The organism is Colwellia sp. BRX10-9 (assembly GCF_014077405.1).
Taxonomy (GTDB): domain Bacteria; phylum Pseudomonadota; class Gammaproteobacteria; order Enterobacterales; family Alteromonadaceae; genus Colwellia_A.
The window spans coordinates 123,644-149,858 of the sequence record NZ_JACGVV010000007.1; the positions used below are offsets into that span (position 1 = coordinate 123,644).

A 26,215-nucleotide genomic window follows, 5' to 3' on the forward strand; every position below is an offset into this window, starting at 1 on the left:
CAAATGAAAAACACTCAAAGAAAATTTTATTGTTTCACCTTACTGTTAACTTTGTTTGGTTGTCAAACGGCGCCAGATAAACCAACTGAAATGATTAATGCACTAGACAAAGCGATTGAAGAATCGAGTAAGCCTGCGCCTAAAGCATTGCAACAAGTGCCAAATGCTATTCAGCAAGAATTAATGCAACGTAATGTTAGCCAAGCTCGAGAGGGTTTATTGGCAGAAAAACGCTTAGAAATTGCCGCTAGCGATGTTAGCGCACAAGAGTTTTTCGCAGCCTTAGTCGACGAGTCAGCGTACAGCGTTGTTGTACATCCCGACGTAAGCGGTACGATTACCTTGAACTTGAAAAGCAGTACGCTTAATGAAGTGCTTGATGTTGTTGAAGAGGTTTATGGCTATGAAATTAGACGTAGTGGCAAAATAGTACAAGTTTACCCAGCCGGTATTCGCACTGAAACTATTCCACTAAATTATTTGTTTGTTAAACGCTCAGGCATGTCGAGTACTAGTATTAATTCTGGTGGCGTGTCAGAAAATGACCAAGGTAGTGGTAATAACTCAAATAACAGTTCAAACGGTAATTCAAACAATTCTGGTAATTCAGGTGGTGGAAACAACCAAAATAGTCAGCAAGGAAGTAGCGGTATTAATATTTATACTGAGACCACATCTGACTTCTGGGCTGAATTAAAAGAAACGCTAACGGTATTGGTAGGTTCTGAAGAAGGCCGTTCAGTTTTTGTTTCTCCGCAAGCAGGCTTAGTGACTGTTCGCGCTTTTCCAGATGAAATAAAAGTCATTAAGAGTTTTATTAACGATACAGAAACTCATTTACGTCGCCAAGTCATTATTGAAGCTAAGATTATGGAAGTTACGCTCAACGATGATTATCAGCAAGGTGTTAAATGGGATCAAATTTTAGGCAGTATTGGTAGCACTAACTTAGCTTTTTCAACGTCTGGCTCCATCGCTGGCAATGTTATTTCAAATACTATTGGTGGCACAAGTAACCTTACCATTAACAATAACGATTTTTCAGGCGTTATAGATTTACTCTCTACCCAAGGAAATGTTCAAGTATTGTCAAGCCCAAGAATTACCGCTACCAATAATCAAAAAGCGGTAATTAAAGTCGGTGGTGATGAATATTATGTTACTGAGGTTTCAAGTACGACGACTACCGGTACGTCAACTACTACTACACCTGAAATTAACCTAACCCCTTTTTTCTCAGGGATTGCTTTGGATGTTACCCCTCAAATAGATGGTAATGGTGAGGTTATTCTTCATGTTCATCCTTCAGTTACTTCAACTGATGAGCAGACTAAAGTTATTAAACTTGGCAGTGAAGAAATAATTTTACCACTTGCACAAAGTAGCGTGCGTGAGTCCGATACTATTATTCGTGCTAAATCAGGTGAAATAGTGGTGATTGGTGGGTTAATAGAAACACGTAAAGTGATGTTAGATTCAAAAACACCTTTTTTGGGCGATATTCCATTTATGGGAGAGTTATTTAAAAGTAAAAGTGAAACTACCCAGAAAAAAGAACTGGTGATCATGTTAAAGCCGATTGTTATTGGCCAGGATACTTGGAAAAATCAATTACAAGATGCTCGCTCATTATTGAAACAATGGTTTCCTGAGGAAAATGATTTTTCTCAAAGTGAAAAAGGTAGGTCTGATGATTCTAGCGACAATGAATAATAGCTAAAATCTATGTACCTTTACCACTTTGGTTTAACGGAACTTCCGTTTACATTAACACCAAATACTGCATTTTATGTAGGGTTAGAGCCGCATAACGAAGCGTTAGCTGTCTTACTAACCGCGCTAAAAACAGGTGAAGGCTTTATAAAAGTTATCGGTGAAGTCGGTACGGGTAAAACCCTACTTTGCCGTAAACTGCTTAATGAAATACCCGAACATTTTGTAACCGCTTATATTCCTAACCCTTATTTAAAACCTGATGAATTACGACGAGCGGTGGCGGTTGAATTAGGTATCAAACAAGCACAGCGAATGTCAGTGCAATTGCTTACTCAACGTATTCAACAGAGATTATTAGAACTTCATTTAGCCGGTCATTCGGTAGTGCTTATACTTGATGAAGCACAAGCTTTACCAGAAGAAAGCCTTGAGGCTTTACGCTTATTTACTAATTTGGAAACTGAAACACGTAAACTTTTGCAAGTTGTGCTGTTCGCACAGCCAGAATTAGATGAGCGCTTAGCGACGAAAAGATTTAGGCAGTTAAAGCAACGTATCACTTTTTCTTATAAATTACGTGCGATGACAGCGCCAGAAGTTCAACGTTATATTCAACATCGTATGCAAGTTGCTGGCTATAAAGGTGCTTCTTTATTTAGTGCCGCCATATCGAAGAAGGTGGCGAAAGTTAGTTTAGGGATCCCACGTTTAGTTAATGTGTTATGTCATAAAATGTTGATGTTAAGTTATGGCCAAGGTCAATATCAGATAACGAACAAGCATTTATCTGTAGCGATAGAAGATACCGAAGCAACAACTCAAGCGAGCAATGTTAAAGGCTATTTAAGTATTACGGGTCTGATCATTTCAGCCATCTTAATCGTCTATGTTTTAAAAAATTATGGAGTGATAGCTTGAGCGTAATTAACCAGATGTTAAAAGATTTAGATCAGCGTAAAGCTGAACAACAAGGTTCGAGTGATTTTACCGTACCTGTTTCTTCAGCGTCCTTAAATAAAAAAACTGTTTTTATCAGTTTACTGGTCATTATTTTATTAAACATTTGCGGTATTTTTGTTTGGCAAATGTATGTTGAAAACCAAACATTAAAAATGTCTAATTCTTCAGAAATCAATCGAGTTGGGAAAAAAGCCGAGCAAGATCAAGTCGTAATAAGTGAACACTTAGCGCAACCACCGAACAGCACTGAACCAGTAAACATGACCCAAAATAGCGTTGTAGCATCTAAACAGGCTAGTTTAAATAATAATTTGAAAAGAGAACAGCTAATTCAAGTTGACTTAAACCAAGCTAATTTAGCTGAAACTCTGTCTCAGAATATTACAACCGAAGAAGCGCCCAGTAAGATTGATGCACCAGAGACAAAAAATAGTGGCTTAGTGAATGACTCAAATATTCAACAAGCGTCAATTGACTCTTTAGCGCCAGTAGCGAAAAAATCAACATTAACAATATCTCGAAAAGCACTAACGCCTTATCAACTTGCTGAGCAAAAATTAAAACGTGCTGAGCAAGCGCTTGCCAACAATGATATTTCTAAAGCAGAGACTATGTTCGAAGATGTATTATTAGTTCTGCCAACACATAAAACAGCGAGAAAACATTTAGCGGCTTTATGGTTTGGCCGTCAATCTTATGCTGCTGCGTTAAACTTACTTTCTCAAGGCATTAACTTATCCCCTGATGATAGCGAATTTCGGGTGATGCAAGCTCGAATTTATTTACAGCAAAACAGACTACAACAAGCATTCGCCACTTTAAATAATATGCCGAATGTCAATGATGTTATTAATGTCGAATATCAGAGTTTACGCGCAACAACAGCGCAGCAACTTAAGGAATTCACATTTTCTGCACAAGCCTACCAAATTTTAGTTAATATCGAACCTACTTCGGGGAGATGGTGGTTAGGCTTAGGCGTAGCTTTGGACAGTAATAGTGAATTTAAGCAAGCAAGTACAGCGTATCAAAACGCATTAACTAAAACAGGGTTATCTGCAAGCGCTGAGAATTTTGCCCGTCAGCGTATTATCGAGTTGGGAGAATAATTATGGCAGCACCTAAATTAAAAATGCGCCTAGGCGATTTATTAGTACACGAGCATATCATTACTAATGAACAATTAATGCAGGCACTGAATAGCCAGAAAGCGACAGGACGAAAACTAGGTGATACCTTAATTGAACTTGGCCACATCGGCGAGCGTCAATTACAAGAGTTCTTAGCGCAACAGCTTAATGTTCCTTTCTTAGATATTAGTCAACGTCGAATTCCCAATGAAGTTGCTTCATTATTACCAGAGGTTCATGCACGTCGTTTACGCGCGTTAATCATTGAAGACGAAGGTGAAAGTGTCTTGCTAGGGATGAGCGACCCTGCTGATTTAAGTGGTCTAGACCAGCTTGAAAGAATGCTTGCTCCGAAAAAAATAAACCTTGCTGTAGTCATGGAGTCACAGCTTTATCAAGCATTTGATGGCTTGTATCGACGCACAGCAGATATAGAATCATTCGCCAGTCAGTTAGAAGAAGAGTATGAACAAACCACTGATTTCGATTTATCATCAACATTTTCAGATGATAGTGGTGATGCAACGGTTGGTAAATTATTACAATCGGTCTTTGAAGACGCGGTGCAGATGCGTGCCTCTGATATCCATATTGAGCCAGATGAAAATCTATTGCGCATTCGTCAGCGAATAGATGGTGTATTACAAGAAAATATTTTAAAAGAAAATAAAATTGCCTCAGCCATGGTTTTACGATTGAAACTAATGGCAGGCTTAGATATTTCAGAAAAACGTTTACCACAAGATGGCCGTTTTAATCTTCAAATTAAAGGCCATAATATTGATGTGCGTATGTCTACTATGCCAGTACAGTACGGTGAGTCGGTTGTTATGCGATTACTTGACCAGTCTGCAGGTTTGCTGTCTCTCGATAAAATTGGAATGCCTGCCGACTTAGTCGCCCGTGTTCGGCACCAAATTACCCGGCCACATGGTATGGTGCTAGTTACAGGGCCAACAGGTAGTGGTAAAACAACAACTTTGTATGGTGCGTTAACCGAACTTAACCAAGCGAGTAAAAAAATTATTACCGTGGAAGACCCCGTAGAATATCGTCTACCTCGGATAAATCAGGTGCAAGTCGCACCAAAAATCAATTTAAATTTTTCAACCGTGCTACGTACTGCGCTTCGTCAAGATCCCGATATTATTATGGTTGGCGAAATGCGTGATCAAGAAACGGTCGAAATTGGTTTGCGTGGCGCATTAACAGGTCACTTAGTGCTATCAACACTGCATACCAATGATGCCATTACCAGTGCCTTACGATTAATTGATATGGGCGCAGCGGGTTTTCTTGTTGGTAGTTCACTACGCGCGGTGATTGCACAACGTTTAGTACGCAAAGTCTGTGAATATTGCCTTGAAGACCATTCGCCAGACAGTCAAGAAATGATGTGGCTGACTCATCTTGCTGGCGATGAAGCCACAACAGCCAATTATAAAAAAGGTCGTGGCTGTCAGTCATGCCAGTATACAGGTTATAAAGGACGTATAGGTGTATTCGAATTATTAGAAATGAATGATGCGATGATGGCGGCTTTAAAACGTGATGATGCTGAAGCATTCACTGAATTAGCAAAAGCTAATCCTACTTTCACACCGATAGCACAAGCTGCATTTAATTATGCTAAACAGGGTATTATTAGCGCAGAAGAAGTACTTCGTTTAGTTGATAGTATTGACGTTCAGGGTTAAGAGTAGACTTACTTATGGCTATATTTAGTTACGTAGGCAGAAATGCTAGCGGCTCACAAGTTAAAGGGACAATAGAAGCAACAAACGCTAATACGGTTGCTGAGCAATTGTCACGTCAAGGCATTATTCCCGTTGCTATTAATCAATCAAAAGATAGCGGTTCAACTGATATAGCAAATATAGATATTGGTGATTTACTGGGCTTTTCTGTTATATCATTGGATGAACTCATTGTCTTTTGTCGACAAATGTATGCACTTGTTCGTTCGGGCGTGCCAATATTACGCGCGATCAACGGTATGGCAGAATCAAGTACATCTGATAAATTAAAAGTTGCTTTAACTGATATTGGTAGTCAATTAGAAGGGGGCTACACCCTTTCAACCGCTTTAAGTAAATACCCTAAGCTTTTCTCACCTCTATTTGTTTCGTTAGTCCATGTTGGCGAGAATACCGGACAGCTAGATGGTTCGTTCTTAAAGCTGGCCAATTATCTTGAACGAGAGCAAGACACCCGTAAACGAATAAAAACCGCCTTACGTTATCCAAGTTTTGTCCTCGGCGCCATTGTGATTGCTATGGTCATTTTGAATATTTTTGTTGTTCCTACATTTGCAAATATGTTTGCAAAATTAGGTGCTGACTTACCCGTGACTACAAAAATGCTAATTGCCAGTTCGAATTTCTTTTTAAACTACTGGCCTCATCTGCTTGTAGGAAGTGTATTTGGCTTCTTTGGCCTAAAAAATTATTTAAAAACTGAACGTGGTATGTATTTATGGGACCGATTAAAAACAAAATTACCGGTTGTCGGAGGGGTGATTGAACGGTCTATTCTGTCACGGTTTTCCCATACATTTGCCATTGTTCTTAAAGCCGGTGTTCCTTTAACAACAGGATTGACCTTAGTTGCAGACGCCGTAGATAACACTTATATGCGAGATAAAATTTTAGCCATGCGCGGTGGCATTGAAAGTGGAGATAGTTTATTGCGCTCAGCCAATGCCAGTAAGTTATTTACACCTCTCGTTTTACAAATGGTGGCTGTTGGCGAAGAAACCGGTCGAGTAGACGAGCTTCTAGAAGAAGTTGGTGATTACTATGAACGCGAGGTTGATTACGAACTGAGTACGTTAACGGCTCGTATTGAGCCGATAATGATCGCTATTGTTGCCGCTATGGTGTTGGTGCTTGCACTGGGTATATTTACTCCAATGTGGGACATGATGTCGGCCTTTAAAGGTAAATAGTGTTTGTCTTTAATTGTTACGTTTGATTATTATCAATGTAATGAGCCTATGACTTGAAACGTAGATCAATTTAGCTTGTTGATTTAATCGTTGAGGTATTTATAGCCTAATAATTTTTATGGATTAAGTTAGTTATAATATGACATTACAACAGGTAAGTGCTAAAAAGGGTAAGTCGTTAGCTGAAAACCTGATCATACTTGCTATGATTGGCTTACTTATGGCGACATTCCTCTATTATTTTTTTAAACAAGAGCAGTATTTATCACGTGTAGGTTTTGATTCTGTTGCCAATACATTTTCCGCACGAGTTATAGGTATTCATGCGCAATGGTTTATGGATAATAAACCTAGCTGGGTCTTGATCAAAGAAGCAACAGCAGTCAATGGCGATCGCGAAAATAATCGCATTGCCGTAAACAAATTGGGTTGGGTTGATATAGCCACTGTAAATAGCCTAAGTAATGAAAACGAGTGTCAGAAAATATGGCAACAAGTGTTAGCAACACCTATGATTTATATAAAACAGCCTATTTCAGCAGTAATAGTCAATATCAAAACTAATCAAGTGGGGCAGCAACAAAAATATCTTTGCCAATATAGCTTACCTTCGGGTGAATATTTTGAATATCACCCAAGCAACGGTAAGGTTACTGAAATAAAAATACATTAATAAAAAGCATTGAATTTGTTTTATATACGTTAATAATGCTATAAAAGTACACTAAGTAAGTGACTTTATTAGTAAATCGTTGTTAGAATCAATTTATAACACTAGTCAAAGCGCTAGCAAAACGATAGAAGAGGTTGTGATGAAAAAACAAGCAGGTTTTACACTCATTGAATTAGTCATTGTTGTGGTTATTTTAGGTTTCTTAGCGGTAACGGCCATTCCTAAATTTATTGATTTAACTGATCAAGCTAAACAAGCCAATATCGAAGGTATGGCAGGTGGTTTTGCAACAGGTATTTCTCTAGCTAGAGCTCAGTGGGAAGCTGAAGGGCGCACGACTACTGGCACAAATAACACCACAGTTTATGATGGTGTGAGTCTAACATTAACCACTGAAGCAGCAGGTGTACGTCCTGGTTATGTAACGGGTTTAACCGATGGGGCAACATTAGGTGGTGGCTTCGACGCAGCTAATTGTAAAGAAATTTGGGATAATATTTTTCAACAACCTCCAACACTAGAAACATTTGCTAACTCAGACAGTACAACAAATTATATTGTTGCTGAAACAGGTGATGTCGCTGACTCACATTGTATTTATTATTTAACAGAAACATTGAATAAAGACGCAACAACGGGTGCTTTTGTTGACCCGGGTGTAGCAAATATAGGCAACAATTTTACCTATTATCCTGCGACTAGTCGTGTAGAGATTAATATTGCAGTAATAAACTAATCGTTAGATAGATAAGAATTTAAAATTAAATTAAAAGGTAAATTATGAAAAAATTACAAAAGCAAGCCGGTTTTACGTTAATTGAATTAGTTATCGTTATCGTTATTTTAGGTATTTTAGCTGCAACTGCAGCACCTAAGTTTATTGATTTGACTGGAGATGCTAAGGCATCGGTAATTCAAGGCGTGAAAGGTGCATTAAACTCAGCTGCTGATCTAGCACACGCTAAAGCATTAGTTGCGGGTAAAACTAGTGCTGAATCAGCAGGTCAAGCGATCAGTGTTGGTTCTTCAAACATTCTTTTAAATTACGGCTGGCCAACGAATGCGTCTATTGGTGATTTAATTGATATTGACTCAGATATAACAGCAAGCATATCAGGTTCTTCTGCTACGTTTACACATGATGACGCGGCTGACGGAACAGAATGCTTAGCAACTTATACTAATACAGTAACAAATAGTGAAACTAGACCAACGATTGGCATTGATACTGATAAGTGCTAACTGGTAAGGCAATAAAAAACCGAGCATTGCTCGGTTTTTTATTATTAGATGTTTATTAATACATTAATCATCTTTAGACTTTATAATATTTATTCCCCAATCTTCAACGAGCGGATATGTGAATTTAGCTTCTTTTAAAACTCTCTGATATACAACTTCCTGTTTCAAGATACCTAAACACAACAATATATTTGAATAAATGCTCTTTCTTGGAGCATGTCTAACACGCTCAAGTCCCCAATTAATATATCGCTGTAAAACTTGAGGGCTTTTCTCTCGCAACCCAGCAACTAATGTATGCTCATAAATGTTTTTATCTAGCCTACTTTGCCAAGAGATAGGGTTTTCAATATCTAACAAACGCTCAATATTTTGATAACCATGTTTTTCATGTTCAACAATAATGTTGCCTGTGTGTAAGGTCGTTATCAAGAAAGGGAGGAAAATGATGGGAGACAATATAGATAGAAAACGGAGTAAAAAGGTCTTGTCTAATGAAATAACGTGCGTCTTAATGTTACTTTGTACATCAGTATACCAAAGTAACATAATAAAAATAAACCAGTGACTTATAGAGGTATAAAAAGGAAACTCTAATTGACTGTGCAGCAATAGAGGAGTAATCAAACCTAATATAGCTAAGCGCTTAGCTGACTTATTATTAATTTTAAGCCAGCTATTCATATAAGCAATAAAGAAAAAAATCATACCAAAAAACGCTACTATTCCTCCTTCACTAACCCAATATAAAACTTCACTGTGCGGGTGAGACAAATTTAATTCAGGTTTTCTAAACTTAGGGTCTAATATTTTATGCTCGTTATATCGGTCTAAGAACTTGCGTTCAAAGTTACCGTAACCAACGCCTAAAAAAGGATTTTCTTTTATTATTAAACTTGTTACATAAAAGTTGTAAGGCCTTGTGCCTTCTGACTGATAACTGCTTTCACCTCTTTTAGCTACATTACTATCATCAAAGCTTTGCATTGCAGCTAAAGTAGAAATGATTATAAATAGGAAATTAATCCCCAGTTGTTTTTTATTTATAAAGCATAAAAAAGGGCTGATAAAGGCTAGTACTAGAAGTGTTGCGAAATGTCCGGTTCTTGACTGCAATACCACCACTAAAAAGGTCGCGGAGAATAAGCAGGAATAACAGAGCGCTTGTTGATATTTATCTATGGAAAATGTTTTTGATGAGACTGATAAATACAGTGCAATCGCAATGCCTGTCGCCATAAAACTTGCCATTACATTCGGTTGTAAAAAACTGCCATGAGGCCGACTAATTCCTACCGTATAACCTCCCCAATCACCTGTTTCTAAAATAAAATACTGTACTAAGCCAAAACTTGCTTGTAGAGCAACAGCTATTAATATCCACCATAAAATTTGTTGGGGGTTTATTCTTAATTCATCAAATTGATATAAACATAACAGAAGCAATAAACCACCAGCCAAACCTAGTAAGCGTGGAATAGCGTGGTCACTGAACTCACTGCCATAAAACATAGGCACACATAAACACAGAAACCCCAATAAACTGTAAAGCTGTAATTTACTAAGAATGACTTTTTTGTTAATGGTAATTTGCCAAAGACCTAAAGAAATAAGTATGGTGGCGATTAACCAACCAAAAACATTGAATGACAAATAAAGCCCTGTGCCACCGGGTGTTTCTAAAACTATGTGCATGGCAAAGCAGAAGTATAAAATGAGAAAAAATCGGAAATAGGGAAAAAGGCGCAATGGTATCAAATGAGTAAAAAAACAATATACAAAGACTAATGGTGTTCACTAGTATTTACAATATCTTATCGCCAGATTGTTTGTTAGGTGCAAGATATATTTTTTTTGATAAATGTTATATGCTATCAAATGATAATAAATTGAATTTTTAAACAAAAGTGAAAGACCGATGAAGTCTATGAATACACTAAAACAACCAAAGAAAAATCAGCAAGGATTTACCCTGATTGAGTTGGTGATCGTTATTGTTATTTTAGGCATTCTTGCAGTAACAGTAGTACCCAAGTATATAAACTTAACTGCCGATGCCAATACCGCGACATTACAAGCAGTTAAGGGTTCATTAGAAGGTGCATCAGCGCTTGTTTATAGTAAATCCATTGTTGCTGGAAATCAAAGTGATAGAACGGCTTCAATTACTTTAAAAGATGGTAACTCTCTTGCTATTAGTTATGGTTACCCTGTAGTACCAAGATCTCCTGGAGTTTATTGGCGTAGATTAATCAATTTAGGAGATGACTTTGTGATTAGTGCTAATAATACGGGGGCAATTTTAACTATTTATCCTGCAAATATTGACGCCCCAACGAGTTTAACGTCACCTTGTATGGTCACTTTTCAGGGATCCGTAGGGAAAGATATAGCACCTGTAATAAGTATTTTTGACTGTATTTAATTTATAACTATTTTAAGAGATGATTTGTGAGCATAAATAAACTTATCACCAATCAAAGAAAATTACTGAAACAACAAGGTTTCACAACAATTGAGTTAGTAGTTGTCATTATACTCATTGGTATACTCGCCACGACCATTATTCCAAAAATGCAAACTTCTGGTGGCTATGAAGAAATCACCTACCAAAACGAAACCGTAACTAAACTGCGTGGTATTCAATTACGTACCATGCAAGATACTTCAGCTAATCAATGCCACCTTGTTTTAATTACTAACGATAAGTTAGGCATTCCAGATGATAGCTGCAGCAGTTTTGTAAATAATAATATCAACAGCACGACTATCGTTAAAATTATCGATGATACTGTTAATTTTCAATATGCAGGTGGTACAACGCCATTTTCATTTGATCATTTAGGTCGGCCGATTAATTGCTCTTCTCCTTGCCAAGTTAGTATAGTTGGTCAAGAACAAACGCTCATTGTTGCTATTAACGAGCAAGGTTATATTTATGCTGTTAACTAATCGTATGAGTGCGAAAAAAAATTATAAGCAGAAAGGTTTTACGCTGATTGAGCTTATTGTTGGTATTGTCGTGCTATCTATTACCTATGCAGTGTTAACAAGTTTAATTTATCCAATGGCAAGTCAAAGCGCCGCACAAGTTCACCAGATCAGAGCCGCAGAATTAGGGCAATCGATGATTAATGAAATTTTAGGTAAAGCGTTTGATGAGAACTCTGATATGTCTGGTGGTTTTGTCAGGTGTGGCGAAATATCTGCGCTTAGTTGCACAGCTTCGAGTAACTTAGGAGCTGAGCCTGGTGAACAACGTAATAATTTTGATGACGTAGACGATTACAACTCAATTAATTTTGGCGATGAAATTGTAAATTCCTCAGGCAATAGTCTTGCTGATATTTATATGGGTTTTAATATGAATGTTTCAGTCATCAATGATAGCGACTATAGCGGTGAATACCAATCAGCTACAGATAATGAAAAAACAGCAAAATTAATTACTATTACTGTACGCAGCCCGCAAAACGATGATTATTTTTTTTCGGTATATAAGGCGAACTTCTAATGCTAATTCGTTTTAGGCAACCATATAGCACTGTAAAAAAAATTAAGGATGCTTCTTTGTTAAAAAGAGTACCTTTGAGAAGTACTAATTTTAAAGGTAAAGCTTCAAAAGGTTTTACCTTGATTGAACTTATCATTGCCATGGTATTACTGGGCATATTATCGGTAGGAGTAAGTAGCTTCTTACAGTTTGGTAGCCAGTTATATGCTGATGCTACTGCACGTGATCAAATATTATCGTCTGCTCGCTTTGCCATCGAAAGACTTAACAGAGAGCTTAGGGCCTCATTGCCTAATAGTGCACGAATAACTAATACTTGTTTAGAGTTTATGCCAATTAAAGCAAGCGCTGTATATGTTGATATACCTGTTTCTCCAGATTCAGCAAGTGATGAAATTACTATTGTACCCGCTTCAACTACTGTCAGTAGTGCCGATATTATAAACTTTAATGTCATTGTTTACCCGGTTGTGGCAAACGATGTTTACCTTAAATCAAATAAGAAGTTTTATCCTATTGATAGTGCAGCTTATTCAAGCGATCGTACTATTGACCCACATGTTTTAACCTTAGAATACTCAGTGCTTTTTGCTGAGGATTCCGCAACGAATCGGGTTTATTTTATTGATGATTCAGTGATGTATTGTATTGAAGGTAGTGGTGATAATAATAATTTAATAAGATACGATGTTACCGGGCATAGTAATGCAGGTGAACCACTTGGTTTAATTAACCGGGCTATAATGGCTGAGTTTTTAACAGATGATTCAGCATTTAGTACCGATGGCGCTAATTTACAACGTAATGCGATTGTATCTATTCGGCTACATTTTATGAGGTTATTTGAAGAAATTGTTTTTGATAATGAGATACAGGTGCCAAATGTTCCATAATCCAGTTCATCATTATAAATATGCTGCAAACCAAGTCAAAAGTAAGCAAGAAGGCAGTGCAATTGTTGTCGCTATTTTTGTTATTGTTGTCTTGGCATTACTGGGGGCGGGGCTAGTAAAAATACTATCCTCAAGTGCGGAATCTGTTGCCTATGAAGTTATAGGCACCCGTGCTTATGCGGCAGCACAGACAGGTGCTCAATGGCAGTTACTAGAAGTTTTTCCACACGATACTAATGTTAAAACGGCTTGCAAGAGCAATATTATTGTACCTGATTTTTCGAATGTTGAAGGCTTGTCTTCTTGTCAAGCAACAGTAACCTGTAAGGACGATGGTGTATTTGATGGTACAACATATTATGTGATTACCAGCGTTGGCCAATGTTCAATTGGAGGTGTTGTTACCTCTCGAACTGTTCAGATAGAGGCAAGAAGTTTATAACACTCTTATGGAAAACACTTAAATCAAGTGTGATTTAAGTGTTAGGTTTTTTTACAGTTAGCTTTGTTGATTATATTTTTACCTCACTATCCTATTGTTTTTTATTGCCTTTAATTGGTTGGCATGACTTATGCTCTATTGTTGGTTAAGTAGTAAACAAGTGTACTGATGTTCTTCATTAATTGAGGTTTATAATGATTAAGTTTTCTTTAAAATTTACCACGTTTATTTTTTTATTTTTATCTAATGTTGCCCACTCAGGGCTAATCAAATCTGAGCTCACTCAGGATAACTATGTCACTATTGGCGGCTTAGACTGGACTTGGGCGTCTGCTGAGAATGCGTCGTGGGCCAGTAATACTATTTATACGCCTGATTCAATTGACAGTCTTAATGGCTGGGATCGTAAAGGATGGAGACATGCTGAATCTTCTGAGTTATTAATATTTATAAATAATAGAGATATTGCAGACTTTAGTTACTTAAATGCTTCAAATGAACTTGTATACAAGAATTCATTTGTGTTTTGGAATACTGCTATTACAGAGGTATCTGATATAGATGTTGATGGTTTTAATGCAGGACTAATTGAGACCTACTTAGTGGGTGATAACAATACAAGTAGCTGGGCATATGAAACTTTTTACGTTCGCAATACCCCAGCTCAAGTACCTGAACCTACAACAATTATGATTTTTGCCATTGCTTTAATCGCATTATCCATGAGAAATCGTGTAATTCAATAGTTTCGAATTTGTAGCGTTTACGTGCAAACAGCCTCGTCAATGCGGGGCTTTTTATTGCCTTAAAATAATTATATAGACCTATATTAAGCTCGTTAAATTTATTTGAAAAGACGTGCCGATAAAAAATAGCTGGCTTTTAAGCCGAACATTCATCTTTATTCATTAGTCATAGTGAAATTTCATTCACCGATAAATATGATTAATTAGCATGGTTATTTCGTGGTAAAATGCTGAAATTTATTAAATAGGTTATCTAAAAAGATTGATTTGTAATTCGAAGCGAGTACAAAAATATTTTGTCATTTTATGGTAATAATTAGGGAACTATTGGTGTTGAATACAAGACTAAAGATTGGCGAAAGTGTAACTGCACCGCAAAAGTAAGTAACATAACCGATAAACGTAATTGTGCAATTGTAACATTTTGTCCAAATCGAGAAAATGTTACTGTGACTTTTTAACAAGAATGAGGGATTTAATACATTATTGATTAACAATTCCCTCAATTTTGGCTTAGTCATTAAAAATATGCTAAAAAAGTGATGTTTTTTATCATTCAAACAACACAAATTTGAAACACTCAGGTATGATTAGCCCATATAATATATTATTAACAAACTTGACAAAATGCTCATTGATTAACTCAATGCTTTGTTGAGAATAAAAGAGATTAATTCTCTTTTTATAACACTTTAGGATATTTAGATCTTATGTTTAAAAAATTACGCGGCATGTTTTCTAATGATTTATCAATAGATTTAGGAACGGCGAACACACTTATTTATGTAAAAGATCAAGGCATCGTTTTGAATGAGCCTTCGGTAGTTGCTATTCGCCAAGACCGCTCTGGTGGTTCAAAAAGTGTAGCCGCAGTAGGTTCTGCTGCAAAACAAATGCTGGGCAGAACGCCAGGTAATATTGAAGCTATTCGCCCAATGAAAGATGGTGTTATCGCTAACTTTTTTGTTACTGAAAAAATGCTGCAATACTTTATTAAACAAGTTCACAGTAATAATTTTTTACGCCCAAGTCCTCGTGTACTTGTTTGTGTTCCTTGCGGTTCTACTCAAGTTGAACGTCGCGCTATTCGTGAGTCTGCACTTGGTGCTGGCGCCCGTGAAGTTTATCTTATTGACGAACCAATGGCTGCGGCTATTGGTGCAGGTATGCCCGTTTCAGAAGCTACAGGTTCGATGGTAGTTGATATTGGTGGTGGTACCACTGAAGTCGGTATTATTTCATTGAACGGTGTGGTTTATTCTTCTTCTGTACGTATCGGTGGCGATAAGTTTGACGATGCCATTATCAATTACGTACGTCGTAATTTTGGTAGTTTAATTGGCGAAGCAACCGCTGAGCGTATTAAACATGAAATTGGTTCAGCCTACCCAGGTGAAGAAGTATTAGAAATTGAAGTACGTGGCCGTAACTTAGCTGAAGGTGTTCCTCGTAGTTTTACGTTGAACAGCAATGAAATATTAGAAGCACTACAAGAACCACTAACCGGCATTGTTAGTGCTATTATGGTTGCTTTAGAGCAAGCGCCACCAGAACTAGCCTCTGACATTTCAGAACGTGGTATGGTACTTACTGGTGGTGGCGCATTATTACGTGACTTGGATCGTTTATTAATGGAAGAAACTGGCATTCCTGTTGTCGTTGCTGATGATCCACTTACGTGTGTGGCTCTTGGTGGTGGTAAAGCGCTTGAGATGATTGATATGCACGGCGGCGATTTATTCTCTTATGAATAAGTAACCTTCCGTCTGTCGTTGTAGGGTAAATTTAGCGGGTAGAAGTACTTATTGACTGATGTCATCTTGTATCTATTACTTAAATTTACCTATGTAGCTTAACGATGACCATTCCCTAAATAAATTTTAGGTTTATATGAATCCAATATTTAAACATGGCCCTTCCCCTCAGCACCGACTCTTGTTGGTGCTGTTTTGTTCTGTGTCTTTAATTTTTTTCGATCACAAAATGAATAGCTTTGAAAATATTCGAGGTTATTTACAGTCTCTGGTCAGCCCCTTACAGTATTTAGCGACGACTCCTAAGCAAGTCATGACTTGGGCTGCCGAAAATATTGTTACGCGGCGACAACTACTCAGTGATAACCAGCAATATAAAGTTGAAGAATTGCGTTTTCATCAACAACTATTAGAACTTGAAATTATCAAGAAAGAAAATACGCGGTTGCGTTTATTACTGGCCTCGCCGATACGTGGTGAAGTAAAGAAAATGGTCGCTGAAATAATATCAGTCGACTCTGATCCGTATAGTCAGCAAGTCGTTATTAACCGTGGCAGTGATGATGGTGTCTTTGAAGGTCAACCTGTTATTGACGATGAAGGTATTGTTGGGCAAGTATTACATGTGGGTATTAATAGTAGTCGGGTTATTTTAATTACTGATGTCACTCACGCCGTACCTGTTAGAGTTAGTCGAAATGGTGTGCGTTTAGTCGCTTCAGGAACAGGACAAATAGACAGATTAACCCATAATTTTGTGCAACACAGTACGGATGTTCGCACGGGTGATTTATTAGTAACTTCTGGTCTTGGCGATAAGTACCCTGAAGGCTATCCTGTTGCACGAGTGACCAAAGTTTCACAGAATGATGCAAATGCCTTTGCTTTAGTACAAAGTCAGCCGGTCGCTAAAATTGATCGATTACGCTATTTATTATTGCTGTGGCCTGAAAAAGCATCAGAGATTTTTGCGCCTTCGCAAAAAGTAGTAACACCAAACGTACCTGATAATAAAAAAAGTGAAGATAACACAGGACTAAATAATGTCGATACGTAACCTTTTGATTATTATTTTTACGACGGTTATCGCTTTAATAGCCAGCATTATGCCATTACCCCAGAGTATTGATGTTTTTCGTCCAGACTGGGTGTTAGTGGTATTAGTATACTGGTGCTTAGCCTTACCCGCGCGTGTTAATGTTATAACCGCTGGTTTTGTTGGCTTATTACTTGATGTTTTACTGGGGTCTATTCTCGGTGTGCACACGATGGCGATGGCTCTTGCTGTTTATATTATCGCGGGCAACTTTCAAAAAATTAGAAATTTCTCTGTTTGGCAACAATCACTCATTGTTGGTGTTTTATCGGCGTTATATCATTTAATTGTTTTTTGGATGCAACGGTTTTTAACTGATGCCGTGTTCTTACCTAGTTATTTATATCCGGTGATCACAACTATTGTACTGTGGCCTTGGGCGTTTTTATTATTAAGAAAAGTACGCCGTCACTTTCGTATTACTTAACCCCTGTTATTGACCCGTTAACTGAGTAATTTTTCTATGAAGCCCGTTTTAATTTTAGCGTCACAGTCACCACGAAGAAAAGAATTACTTAGCCAACTGGGTTATCAATTTCAAACTATTTCTGCTGATATCGATGAAAGCATCATCGACAATGAATCACCGAGCGATTATGTGTTACGTTTGGCGATTGAAAAAGCGACGGTAGTCTCAAAAAATCAAGTAGCAGGCAGTGTCGTGCTCGGTTCTGATACTAGCGTTATTTTCGACAATCATATTCTTGGTAAACCTGAGAATATTGCAGCATGCTGTCAACAACTGCTAATGTTATCAAACAACACTCACCAAGTACTGACCGCCATTGCCGTTGTAAAAAACAAACAAATATTATCCGCGGTTATTTCTACGGATGTTACCTTTAAAAAATTGTCTGTTGAAGAAATTAAGCGCTACTGGCATACCGGTGAACCTCAAGATAAAGCAGGCTCGTACGGTATTCAAGGTATTGGTGGACAATTTGTGACACAAATTAAAGGTAGTTATTCTGCTGTAGTCGGTTTACCTTTATATGAAACAGCAAAATTATTGGCTGAGTTAGGTTTACCTACCCCTGTTCAAGACCAAACAAGCCCCCTCAGCGACGGAGAAATTTTATGAGCGGTGAATTACTGATTAATGTAACCCCAAGTGAAACTCGAGTTGCGCTAATAGAAAATGGCGTATTGCAAGAAGTTCATGTTGAACGTGAATCTCGTCGTGGTTTGGTTGGCAATATTTACCTAGGTAAAGTTATTCGGGTTTTACCGGGTATGCAAGCAGCCTTTATTGATATTAATTTAGAAAAAGCCGCGTTCTTACATGCTTCAGACATCAACACTAAACTCATTATTAGTAATGACGATTTGCCCGCTGACCACGTACCTGACATTAGAGCGTTAGTGCATGAAGGCCAGCAAATTGTGGTTCAGGTCATTAAAGATCCACTGGGCACCAAAGGAGCGCGCTTAACCACAGATATTACCGTAGCCGCTCGATATTTGGTGTTAATGCCAAATGCTAATCATGCGGGCATATCACAACGTATTGAATCTTCAAAAGAGCGCAATCGTCTCAAAGATATTATTACGCCATATTGTAGTGAGGAACACGGCTTTATTGTTCGAACGGCTGCTGAAGGTGCTGATGAAAAAGAATTAAAACATGATGCTGAATTTTTACGTCGTGTCTGGAAAAAAGTGCAAGACCGTAAAAAAAGAAAGCAAATGAAAGCGCCTATCTATCAAGATCTTTCATTAGCATTTCGTGTACTCCGTGATTTTGTTGGTATTGATCTTGAACGAATTCGTATCGATTCAAAACTGACTTTTGAGCAGTTGCGGGAATTTACCGAAGAATTTGTCCCTAATTTAACCCCTTTTTTAGAAAATTACCCAGGGGAGCGACCAATCTTTGACTTGTTTGATGTCGAAAATGAGATACAAAGAGCGTTGCATAGAAGAATTGAATTGAAGTCGGGTGGTTACTTAATTATTGATCAAACCGAAGCGATGACCACGATTGATATAAATACCGGTGGATTTGTCGGCCATCGTAATCTAGAAGAAACTATTTTTAATACTAATTCAGAAGCCACACAAGTCATTGCTCGACAGTTGAGACTGAGAAATCTAGGCGGCATTATTATTGTCGATTTTATTGACATGAACAGTGCAGAGCACCAAAAACGTGTGTTACACAGTTTAGATGTAGCGATGGCGAAAGATAATGTTAAATACAGTATTAGTAAGTTTTCTAAGCTTGGCTTAGTAGAAATGACCCGTAAACGTACCCGAGAGAGTCTAGAACATATATTGTGTGGAGAATGTTCAGTGTGTTCAGGTCGAGGGCATTTAAAAACTGTTGAAACCGTTTGTTTTGAAATTTTGCGTGAAATAGTACGAGTAAATCGCGCCTATGATTCAGATAAATTCACTGTTTATGCTTCTTCTGCAGTAAGTGAATCACTAATTAATGATGAATATCATCACCTTGCTGAGTTAGAAGTTTTCATCGGTAAGCAAATTAAAGTTCAGACAGAAACCATGTATAATCAAGAGCAGTTTGATGTGATTATGATGTAATTAAAAACTATCGATAAAGGCCATTAGGGTCTTATTGTTACTTAAACTTAGGTTTATAGTTCCAGACTAAACCTAAGTACCTACATCCGTGTAGGCACATGTTTACAGTTCCAGACTAAACCTAAGTACCTACATCCGTGTAGGCAATTTAGTATATTGGCTTCAAAACCTGATTTGACGGTAAATAAATCAATCACCGTAAGTTAAAAATTAAGATAATTAAGTGTGTAGTAAATTCATTTTATGAGTATTTCAGCTTTTTCGAATCGTTGGTTAAATCGACTGTATAAAGTATTGGCAATTTTGTTGGTGCTTTTTGCGGTACTGATCAGTGCGTTTCGTTTATCTTTGCCCTACGCACATAATTTTCATCAAGACTTACAATATTATCTCAATGAAACTTATGACAGCAATGTAAGCATAGGTTCGTTGAGCATGGATTGGGAGGTTGACGGGCCGACGATAGTTGTTGAAAAAGTTAATGTACTAGATACTCAAACCGCTAATATATTTGTGTCTCGCATGGAATTGACTGTTGATTTCTGGGGAAGCTTACGCCATCAAAAATTGATTTCTCAAGATATAACCTTAGCAGGTGTACAAGTTTTTTTTGATAAAGCATTATTAACGTCAAAAGATCAAAACGCGGAAGATAGTTCGGTTATTGCTACCATCAGCGATGTATTGTTTCAGCAAATTAATCGCTTTTCATTAATAAACAGTAATATCACCATACAAGATGAGTCAAAAACGCGAACCTTTTTAGTCGACCAACTTGCTTGGGTCAATAACGGTAATCATCATCGAGCTACGGGTAGTATGCTTATTGACGGGCTAACATCTAATAATATTAAATTTAATCTTGATGCATCAGGACAAGACCTTCGTGATTTAAGTGGTCAACTATACTTTGAAGCGAATAAGCTTAATGTAACTCCGTGGCTAGATACTGTTTTTGCTATCGAAAATGACAAAACTTATTCATCGGTTAATTTTAGTGCTTGGTATACCTTAAACAAAGGCAAAGCCAACAGATTACAAATCGCATTAGGCGATAATGAAGTGAGTTGGCTTTTTAAAGATGAATTACACAGTATTCGTATCGACGAAGGTAATATCTTGGTTGAAAATTTTGACGATGCTAAAAATATAAACACTACGACCACACCATTACAGTTCTACACCAACAATAAGGCTTGGCAGCCATTAACCATCAACACGAAAAGAACGGCCAATGGCCTACTTACGTATATTTCTTCATTAGAGCTGTTTGGTTTAGCTGACCTTTATCCACTTTTTTCTGGCCACCCAGAAAGTGAAACATTATTAAATGATCTTGCTCCGGTTGGACAGATAACCGACGTTTACTTGCTCAATAATGACGATGATATTAAAGCCGTAGCGCAATTTTCGGATGTTACCTCTTCGTTTAGTCAAGGGATCCCCGGCGTTGAAAATGTCAGTGGTGAACTTACCTTCACTCAAAAAAACTTGCAGGTTAAGTTGTTAGCTCAAAATGGAGAGCTAGATTTTGACCAACACTTTCTTTATCCCATTCCATACCAATCGATTGCTGCACAAGTTAATGTCGACTTTAATCATGCTGAACTATTAGTGAAAGTTCAGCAAATCGAAATGATATCAGAACAACTTAATGCTACCGCCGATGTAGAAATTAAAGCGCTAGAAGATGAAACAATCACGATGGCATTACTCGCTAATGTGCATCAAGGTGACGCTAAGCTCGCAAACTATTTTTACCCACATCTATTGATGGGACAGGAGCTGGTAGATTACTTAAACTTAGCCATCATTGACGGAGAATTCGCACAAGCGCAAGTGCTTTTTAATGGGCCACTCGATAAATTCCCATTTGAAGATAATAGCGGTATTTTTGTTGTTAATGCAGAATTGGTCAAGAGTAAATTTCAGTTTGATCCAAGTTGGCCGGTGATTAATGATTTTGATGCAAACTTAAATTTCACTAACAACAGCATGCTAATTACGGGTCGAGGTGGTGAGCTTACTGGCATAGACGTTACCGGTGTTAAGGTTGCTATTGATGATTTAGCTGGCCAACAAATATTAACAGTTGCCGCGAATTTTAAAGATACCCAAGCCAATGCAGTAAGTGACTTAATGAACAATAGTCCGTTGGCCGACACGGTTGGAGAGACACTAAACCAGCTACAAGTATCAGAAAACATTTCAGGTAGCTTTGCACTAAATTTACCTTTAAATGATCTTGATAGTGCTGTGGCAAGTGGCAAGGTTGAGTTCAAGAATAATAAAATAGCATTGCAAGCACCTGCCATGAACTTTACGGAAGTGAATGGTGAATTGAGCTACGAAAATGATGTAATAAAGACGCAAGGACTGACATTAAATTGGCGAGAAATGCCCTTAGTACTGAAAGTAGAAGCCCAGGATACTAACCGTAAATATTACCAAACATTGATTAACCTACAAGCGCAGTGGCCAGAAACCGCTTGGGAAAAAGAGCTGCCAGAATTACTTGAAAAATATGGTCAGGGTCTGTTAGCGTGGCAAGGTGATTTAACGCTAAAGATGCACCACCAAGGTAGTTTTAGTTATGAACTCTTACTGGACTCTACTTTAGAAAAGATAGCACTTTCATTACCTGCGCCTTATAAAAAAATAGCCGATGATGTACTTAATGTTGCGGTAAAAGTTTCTGGAGAGGAAAATTCATCAGTACTTTACGCACAAATCGGTGATGAGCTAAATTTTTATGGTGAGTTAAATCATAGTAAAGTGCAATTTACTAAAGCACATTTAGTCTTAGGTAATGAACATATGTTATTACCAACGGAAGGCTTTCATATCACGACAAACTTATCTACCGCCTCAGTAACCGAGTGGCAACCGTTAATTTTTGATATTCTTGATGGCATAGAACAAGCATCGGTAAATACAGCTGCAGATAATGTTGCCCTGTTAAGTGCGCCTAAACGTATTAGGGGCAAGGTTGAAAAGCTTAATGTGTTAGGACAAGAATTAACTGACGTCTCTTTTAATCTTAACGATGAAGAGCAATGGTGGTTACTTGAATTGCAAGCCAAAGAAACACGTACCAAAGCTAAGTTTTATCCTGATTGGCATCAACAAGGGATAGAGCTTAATGCTGATTTTATTCATTTAACGGCAGATGATGAACTTGTTAATGAAAACCTTGTTGAGGAACCATCAGCAGAACCGATAAGTAACGATGTTATTTTCGCTAATATTCCGCCTATTCGTGGGAAATGTTCGAGTTGTAGCTATGGAAAATTTGATTTTGGTGAAGTTGATTTTTCTATTGAACGGTCTGCTGTCGATACGTTAACCATTAAAAAATTTACGGCTACACGGGGTAAAACACAATTAAGTTTTGATGCCAGTTGGCAACATAATGCCGATGAATCTCAAACCACTATTATAGGCAAATTGAAAGCGAAAAATGTTGATCAAGAAGTCGAGAAATTAGGTTATCCTTCAACGATAAAAGATAGTGAATTGGATATGTACTATAATTTTAACTGGACAGGTAGCCCATTAGATTTTGCGATAGGAAGCTTTAACGGTACAAGCCAAGTTAAACTTTCAGACGGATATTTAGCTGAAGTACCTGATCAAGCCCGAGCATTTTCACTACTCAGTTTACAGTCCTTAGTTCGTAAATTGAAGTTTGATTTTCGAGATATTTTTAGTGATGGTATGTTCTATGATTCCATTAAAGGAGATTTTGAGGTCAAAAATGGCGTTGTTTATACCGATAACACTTTCATGAAAGGTGCGGCAGGCGACTTATCTATAAAAGGTAATACCAACTTAAACGACCAAGTACTCGATTATAAAATGTCTTATAAGCCCAATTTAACCTCAAGCTTACCTGCAATTGCCTGGATAGCGACATTAAACCCATTGACCTTTATTGGTGCTTTGGCTCTTGATGGCGTTATTACCTCGCAAGTTGTTTCAGAATATAAAATTGAAGTTACTGGGCCAATTGACTTACCCGTAGTAAAAGTCGTCGATAAAAAAACCCAAAATATAAAAGTTGGCCGTTCAACACCTCCTGAAGTTATTGATATCATTCCTGATCAGAACAATATCACTCCTGTTACACCAGCAAATAAAACAGAGGGTATAAAAGATCACAAGGAAATAAACCTAGATGGTTAGACTTACGGCAATACAACTATGCTCTGTACCCAATGTTGAAGAAAACCTAGTGAGTATTGAGGCTGAATTAGCTCGATTATCGCCAGTTACTTCGAATGATGAACATATTGTCGTTTTACCTGAGTGTTGTTTGTTCTTTGGAGGAAAAAACGCCGAGCAATTAGCGGTATCTAAACGATCATTAAAAGATAAGCTGGCAACGTTAGCCAAAAAATATCAGGTGCTTTTGGTTGCTGGTAGTATTCCACTAGCAACCTCAGCCAAAATTGAAGATAAGTTTACTAACAGTAGTTGTATTTTTTCACCGCAAGGTCATGAGTTAATACAGTACGATAAAATTCATTTATTCGATGCTAATGTTGAAGATAACGAAAAAAGTTATCGTGAATCTCGCTATACTCAAGCGGGTGATAAAATTTGTTGTTGGCAAGCTGAAAATGTAAATATTGGCTTAACAATTTGTTATGACTTGAGATTTCCTGAACTTTATCGCCAACTTCGCTTGTTAGGTGCTGATGTTATTACGGTACCAAGTGCCTTTACTACAGTAACTGGTCAAGCACATTGGCAAACATTATTACAAGCACGTGCCATTGAAAATCAAGTGTATATTGTAGCTGCAGGCCAACATGGTACGCATCTTAATGGTAGAGAAACATGGGGACACAGTATGATTATCAGTCCTTGGGGAGAAATACTTAGCTGTATAGAGCAAGGTATTGGTAGTATTAGTGTTGAATTTTCCCGTGACGAACTAGACAGAGTAAGAGCAGCAATGCCTGTTACTGAACATAATCAATTTGAAAGCACATTAAAACGCCCAAATTAAATAAATTAATACGATAAGTGAAAAATATGAATAGTGTTGAACGTGAACTTTTAGCCGATAGCCAAATTGACCGAGATCTTTTAGATCAAACGTTAAACAATATATATCAACGAAACATTGATTTAGCCGACTTATACTTTCAGTCGAGCTGTCATGAGTCATGGATGCTAGAAGATGGCATTGTCAAAGAAGGTTCATATAATATTGAACGTGGTGTTGGTGTGCGAGCAATATCAGGCGAAAAAACTGGTTTTGCTTACTCTGATGATATTTCTCCTCTCGCGTTAAAAAAAGCAGCTGATGCCGCTAAAGGTATTGCAAATGCCGACCAAAATGGTCGAGTACTTGCTTTTAAAAATCAAACAGTGAAATCAGTTTATCAAGCCACTGATCCGTTAGGCAGTCTAGCGCAAGAGCAAAAAATCACCTTAATGCATGAAATCGAAGCCCATGCTCGTTCAGTTGATAAGCGTGTTCAGCAGGTTATTGTTAGTTTGTCAGGTGTTTATGAAAAAATATTAGTGGCTGCTAGCGATGGTACTTTTGCTACTGATATACGACCACTGGTTCGCTTAAATTGCTCAGTATTAGTTGAAGATAATGGTAAACGTGAACGTGGCAGTGCTGGCGGTGGTGCTCGAACTGATTATAGTTATTTCTTTGAACTTGAAAATGGTAAAGCACGTTATTTAGCTTATGCCGAAGAAGCGGTTCGTCAAGCTTTAGTCAATGTGGTGGCAATAGAATCTCCAGCTGGCATGTTACCTGTTGTACTTGGTTCAGGTTGGCCGGGCGTGCTATTGCATGAAGCCGTTGGTCATGGTTTAGAAGGTGATTTTAACCGTAAAGGTTCGTCAGCATTTTCAGGTAAAATTGGTCAAAAGGTGACTTCTGATTTATGCACTATTGTTGATGATGGCACAATCCCTAATCGTCGTGGTTCAATTTCAATAGATGATGAAGGAACGCCAGGACAATACAATGTACTGATTGAAAAAGGTATTCTGAAAGGTTATATGCAAGATAAGCATAACGCTAAGCTGATGGGTGTAGCACCTACCGGTAATGGTCGCCGTGAATCTTATGCACATTTACCTATGCCTAGAATGACTAATACTTATATGCTTGCGGGTGAACATGATCCAAAAGATATTATTAAGTCAGTGAAAAAAGGCATTTACGCGCCACATTTTGCTGGTGGTCAAGTTGATATTACCTCTGGAAAATTTGTTTTCACCAGCTCTGAAGCTTACCTTATTGAAAACGGTGAAATTACTTCGCCAATAAAAGGCGCTACGTTAATTGGTAGTGGTCCTGAAGCGATGAAAAATGTCAGCATGGTCGGTAACGACCTGAAACTTGATGCTGGCGTTGGTGTTTGTGGAAAAGATGGACAAAGTATTCCGGTAGGTGTTGGCCAACCTACTTTGAAAATCAATGAAATGACAATTGGTGGCACTCAGTAGTTCATTTCTGAATAAATTACTTTTAAGAAAGTCATCCGCTATTTAGAAATAAATGGCTGATGACTTTTTTTTTGCGCT

At 37.7% G+C, this 26,215-nt stretch carries 23 protein-coding genes; 22 read left to right on the forward strand and 1 reads right to left on the reverse strand.

What is annotated here, in order from left to right:
- The first annotated feature begins 3 nt into the window (after nucleotides 1-3).
- From mshL to H4J69_RS20325, 8 genes are all read left to right on the forward strand, one after another.
- Entirely contained in the window at nucleotides 4-1,713 is a 1,710-nt protein-coding gene (gene mshL / locus H4J69_RS06520) for a pilus (MSHA type) biogenesis protein MshL (RefSeq protein WP_182230504.1), read from the forward strand.
- A gap of 12 nt (nucleotides 1,714-1,725) precedes the next feature.
- Entirely contained in the window at nucleotides 1,726-2,634 is a 909-nt protein-coding gene (locus tag H4J69_RS06525; RefSeq protein WP_182215554.1) for an ExeA family protein, read from the forward strand.
- Nucleotides 2,631-3,785 (forward strand): lipopolysaccharide assembly protein LapB, encoded by a 1,155-nt coding sequence (locus H4J69_RS06530; RefSeq protein ID WP_182230503.1) that lies wholly within the window; start codon nucleotides 2,631-2,633, stop codon nucleotides 3,783-3,785. Before H4J69_RS06525 ends, H4J69_RS06530 begins: the two co-directional genes overlap by 4 nt.
- A 2-nt stretch (nucleotides 3,786-3,787) precedes the next feature.
- Entirely contained in the window at nucleotides 3,788-5,503 is a 1,716-nt protein-coding gene (locus H4J69_RS06535; RefSeq protein ID WP_182244116.1) for a GspE/PulE family protein, read from the forward strand.
- Between the two features lie 14 nt (nucleotides 5,504-5,517).
- Nucleotides 5,518-6,753 (forward strand): type II secretion system F family protein, encoded by a 1,236-nt coding sequence (locus H4J69_RS06540; protein ID WP_182244115.1) that lies wholly within the window; start codon nucleotides 5,518-5,520, stop codon nucleotides 6,751-6,753.
- Nucleotides 6,754-6,892: 139 nt separating this feature from the next.
- Entirely contained in the window at nucleotides 6,893-7,426 is a 534-nt protein-coding gene (locus tag H4J69_RS06545; RefSeq protein ID WP_182244114.1) for a hypothetical protein, read from the forward strand.
- Nucleotides 7,427-7,565: 139 nt separating this feature from the next.
- Entirely contained in the window at nucleotides 7,566-8,162 is a 597-nt protein-coding gene (locus H4J69_RS06550) for a type II secretion system protein (protein WP_182215546.1), read from the forward strand.
- 44 nt (nucleotides 8,163-8,206) lie between these two features.
- Entirely contained in the window at nucleotides 8,207-8,668 is a 462-nt protein-coding gene (locus H4J69_RS20325; RefSeq protein ID WP_182244113.1) for a prepilin-type N-terminal cleavage/methylation domain-containing protein, read from the forward strand.
- A 63-nt stretch (nucleotides 8,669-8,731) separates the two neighbouring features.
- Here H4J69_RS20325 and H4J69_RS06560 read toward each other — a convergent pair whose 3' ends face one another.
- Nucleotides 8,732-10,363 (reverse strand): PglL family O-oligosaccharyltransferase, encoded by a 1,632-nt coding sequence (locus H4J69_RS06560; RefSeq protein ID WP_182244112.1) that lies wholly within the window; start codon nucleotides 10,361-10,363, stop codon nucleotides 8,732-8,734.
- A gap of 232 nt (nucleotides 10,364-10,595) precedes the next feature.
- Between H4J69_RS06560 and H4J69_RS20330 the strand changes: the two genes are divergently transcribed.
- The 14 genes from H4J69_RS20330 to tldD all read left to right on the forward strand — a co-directional run bounded on the left by H4J69_RS20330 (nucleotide 10,596) and on the right by tldD (nucleotide 26,137).
- Nucleotides 10,596-11,093: a prepilin-type N-terminal cleavage/methylation domain-containing protein gene (locus H4J69_RS20330; RefSeq protein WP_182221269.1), complete on the forward strand. Its 498-nt coding sequence runs from the start codon at nucleotides 10,596-10,598 to the stop codon at nucleotides 11,091-11,093.
- 26 nt (nucleotides 11,094-11,119) lie between these two features.
- Nucleotides 11,120-11,620: a type II secretion system protein gene (locus tag H4J69_RS06570; protein ID WP_182244111.1), complete on the forward strand. Its 501-nt coding sequence runs from the start codon at nucleotides 11,120-11,122 to the stop codon at nucleotides 11,618-11,620.
- Complete coding sequence (locus tag H4J69_RS06575; protein ID WP_259367722.1) at nucleotides 11,607-12,182, forward strand: type II secretion system protein; 576 nt, start codon at nucleotides 11,607-11,609, stop codon at nucleotides 12,180-12,182. Before H4J69_RS06570 ends, H4J69_RS06575 begins: the two co-directional genes overlap by 14 nt.
- Nucleotides 12,183-12,256: 74 nt before the next feature.
- Nucleotides 12,257-13,075, forward strand: coding sequence for a PilW family protein (locus H4J69_RS06580; RefSeq protein ID WP_182244110.1), 819 nt, complete (start codon nucleotides 12,257-12,259; stop codon nucleotides 13,073-13,075).
- Nucleotides 13,065-13,517 carry an MSHA biogenesis protein MshP gene (locus H4J69_RS06585; RefSeq protein WP_182221268.1) on the forward strand — a complete coding sequence of 151 codons (453 nt, stop codon included), beginning with the start codon at nucleotides 13,065-13,067 and terminating at the stop codon, nucleotides 13,515-13,517. The genes H4J69_RS06580 and H4J69_RS06585 overlap by 11 nt, the downstream gene beginning before the upstream one ends.
- 194 nt (nucleotides 13,518-13,711) lie before the next feature.
- On the forward strand, nucleotides 13,712-14,263 hold the full coding sequence (locus tag H4J69_RS06590) for a PEP-CTERM sorting domain-containing protein (protein WP_182215532.1): 552 nt from the start codon (nucleotides 13,712-13,714) through the stop codon (nucleotides 14,261-14,263).
- Between the two features lie 710 nt (nucleotides 14,264-14,973).
- Nucleotides 14,974-16,017 carry a rod shape-determining protein gene (locus H4J69_RS06595; protein ID WP_070375565.1) on the forward strand — a complete coding sequence of 348 codons (1,044 nt, stop codon included), beginning with the start codon at nucleotides 14,974-14,976 and terminating at the stop codon, nucleotides 16,015-16,017.
- A gap of 136 nt (nucleotides 16,018-16,153) precedes the next feature.
- Nucleotides 16,154-17,074, forward strand: a complete 921-nt coding sequence (gene mreC / locus H4J69_RS06600) for a rod shape-determining protein MreC (protein ID WP_182244109.1) — start codon at nucleotides 16,154-16,156, stop codon at nucleotides 17,072-17,074.
- Nucleotides 17,061-17,540 carry a rod shape-determining protein MreD gene (mreD, locus tag H4J69_RS06605; protein WP_070375567.1) on the forward strand — a complete coding sequence of 160 codons (480 nt, stop codon included), beginning with the start codon at nucleotides 17,061-17,063 and terminating at the stop codon, nucleotides 17,538-17,540. Before mreC ends, mreD begins: the two co-directional genes overlap by 14 nt.
- A gap of 36 nt (nucleotides 17,541-17,576) precedes the next feature.
- Nucleotides 17,577-18,194 carry a nucleoside triphosphate pyrophosphatase gene (locus H4J69_RS06610; RefSeq protein ID WP_182215530.1) on the forward strand — a complete coding sequence of 206 codons (618 nt, stop codon included), beginning with the start codon at nucleotides 17,577-17,579 and terminating at the stop codon, nucleotides 18,192-18,194.
- A complete protein-coding gene (gene rng / locus H4J69_RS06615) occupies nucleotides 18,191-19,657 on the forward strand; it encodes a ribonuclease G (protein WP_182175473.1) in 1,467 nt (488 codons plus the stop codon). Before H4J69_RS06610 ends, rng begins: the two co-directional genes overlap by 4 nt.
- Before the next feature lie 243 nt (nucleotides 19,658-19,900).
- On the forward strand, nucleotides 19,901-23,842 hold the full coding sequence (locus H4J69_RS06620) for a YhdP family protein (protein ID WP_182244108.1): 3,942 nt from the start codon (nucleotides 19,901-19,903) through the stop codon (nucleotides 23,840-23,842).
- Nucleotides 23,835-24,671: a carbon-nitrogen hydrolase family protein gene (locus H4J69_RS06625; RefSeq protein WP_182244107.1), complete on the forward strand. Its 837-nt coding sequence runs from the start codon at nucleotides 23,835-23,837 to the stop codon at nucleotides 24,669-24,671. Before H4J69_RS06620 ends, H4J69_RS06625 begins: the two co-directional genes overlap by 8 nt.
- 26 nt (nucleotides 24,672-24,697) lie before the next feature.
- Nucleotides 24,698-26,137, forward strand: a complete 1,440-nt coding sequence (tldD, locus tag H4J69_RS06630; RefSeq protein ID WP_182175476.1) for a metalloprotease TldD — start codon at nucleotides 24,698-24,700, stop codon at nucleotides 26,135-26,137.
- Nucleotides 26,138-26,215: the final 78 nt, after the last annotated feature.

What these genes read in the sequence shown, in the direction of transcription:
- mshL (WP_182230504.1), top strand. Translation starts at nt 4, where the DNA reads ATGAAAAACACTCAAAGAAAATTTTATTGTTTCACCTTACTGTTAACT.
- H4J69_RS06525 (WP_182215554.1), top strand. Translation starts at nt 1,726, where the DNA reads ATGTACCTTTACCACTTTGGTTTAACGGAACTTCCGTTTACATTAACA.
- H4J69_RS06535 (WP_182244116.1), top strand. Translation starts at nt 3,788, where the DNA reads ATGGCAGCACCTAAATTAAAAATGCGCCTAGGCGATTTATTAGTACAC.
- H4J69_RS06540 (WP_182244115.1), top strand. Translation starts at nt 5,518, where the DNA reads ATGGCTATATTTAGTTACGTAGGCAGAAATGCTAGCGGCTCACAAGTT.
- H4J69_RS06545 (WP_182244114.1), top strand. Translation starts at nt 6,893, where the DNA reads ATGACATTACAACAGGTAAGTGCTAAAAAGGGTAAGTCGTTAGCTGAA.
- H4J69_RS06550 (WP_182215546.1), top strand. Translation starts at nt 7,566, where the DNA reads ATGAAAAAACAAGCAGGTTTTACACTCATTGAATTAGTCATTGTTGTG.
- H4J69_RS20325 (WP_182244113.1), top strand. Translation starts at nt 8,207, where the DNA reads ATGAAAAAATTACAAAAGCAAGCCGGTTTTACGTTAATTGAATTAGTT.
- H4J69_RS06560 (WP_182244112.1), bottom strand. Translation starts at nt 10,363, where the DNA reads ATGCACATAGTTTTAGAAACACCCGGTGGCACAGGGCTTTATTTGTCA.
- H4J69_RS20330 (WP_182221269.1), top strand. Translation starts at nt 10,596, where the DNA reads ATGAATACACTAAAACAACCAAAGAAAAATCAGCAAGGATTTACCCTG.
- H4J69_RS06575 (WP_259367722.1), top strand. Translation starts at nt 11,607, where the DNA reads ATGCTGTTAACTAATCGTATGAGTGCGAAAAAAAATTATAAGCAGAAA.
- H4J69_RS06585 (WP_182221268.1), top strand. Translation starts at nt 13,065, where the DNA reads ATGTTCCATAATCCAGTTCATCATTATAAATATGCTGCAAACCAAGTC.
- H4J69_RS06590 (WP_182215532.1), top strand. Translation starts at nt 13,712, where the DNA reads ATGATTAAGTTTTCTTTAAAATTTACCACGTTTATTTTTTTATTTTTA.
- H4J69_RS06595 (WP_070375565.1), top strand. Translation starts at nt 14,974, where the DNA reads ATGTTTAAAAAATTACGCGGCATGTTTTCTAATGATTTATCAATAGAT.
- mreC (WP_182244109.1), top strand. Translation starts at nt 16,154, where the DNA reads ATGAATCCAATATTTAAACATGGCCCTTCCCCTCAGCACCGACTCTTG.
- mreD (WP_070375567.1), top strand. Translation starts at nt 17,061, where the DNA reads ATGTCGATACGTAACCTTTTGATTATTATTTTTACGACGGTTATCGCT.
- H4J69_RS06610 (WP_182215530.1), top strand. Translation starts at nt 17,577, where the DNA reads ATGAAGCCCGTTTTAATTTTAGCGTCACAGTCACCACGAAGAAAAGAA.
- rng (WP_182175473.1), top strand. Translation starts at nt 18,191, where the DNA reads ATGAGCGGTGAATTACTGATTAATGTAACCCCAAGTGAAACTCGAGTT.
- H4J69_RS06620 (WP_182244108.1), top strand. Translation starts at nt 19,901, where the DNA reads ATGAGTATTTCAGCTTTTTCGAATCGTTGGTTAAATCGACTGTATAAA.
- H4J69_RS06625 (WP_182244107.1), top strand. Translation starts at nt 23,835, where the DNA reads ATGGTTAGACTTACGGCAATACAACTATGCTCTGTACCCAATGTTGAA.
- tldD (WP_182175476.1), top strand. Translation starts at nt 24,698, where the DNA reads ATGAATAGTGTTGAACGTGAACTTTTAGCCGATAGCCAAATTGACCGA.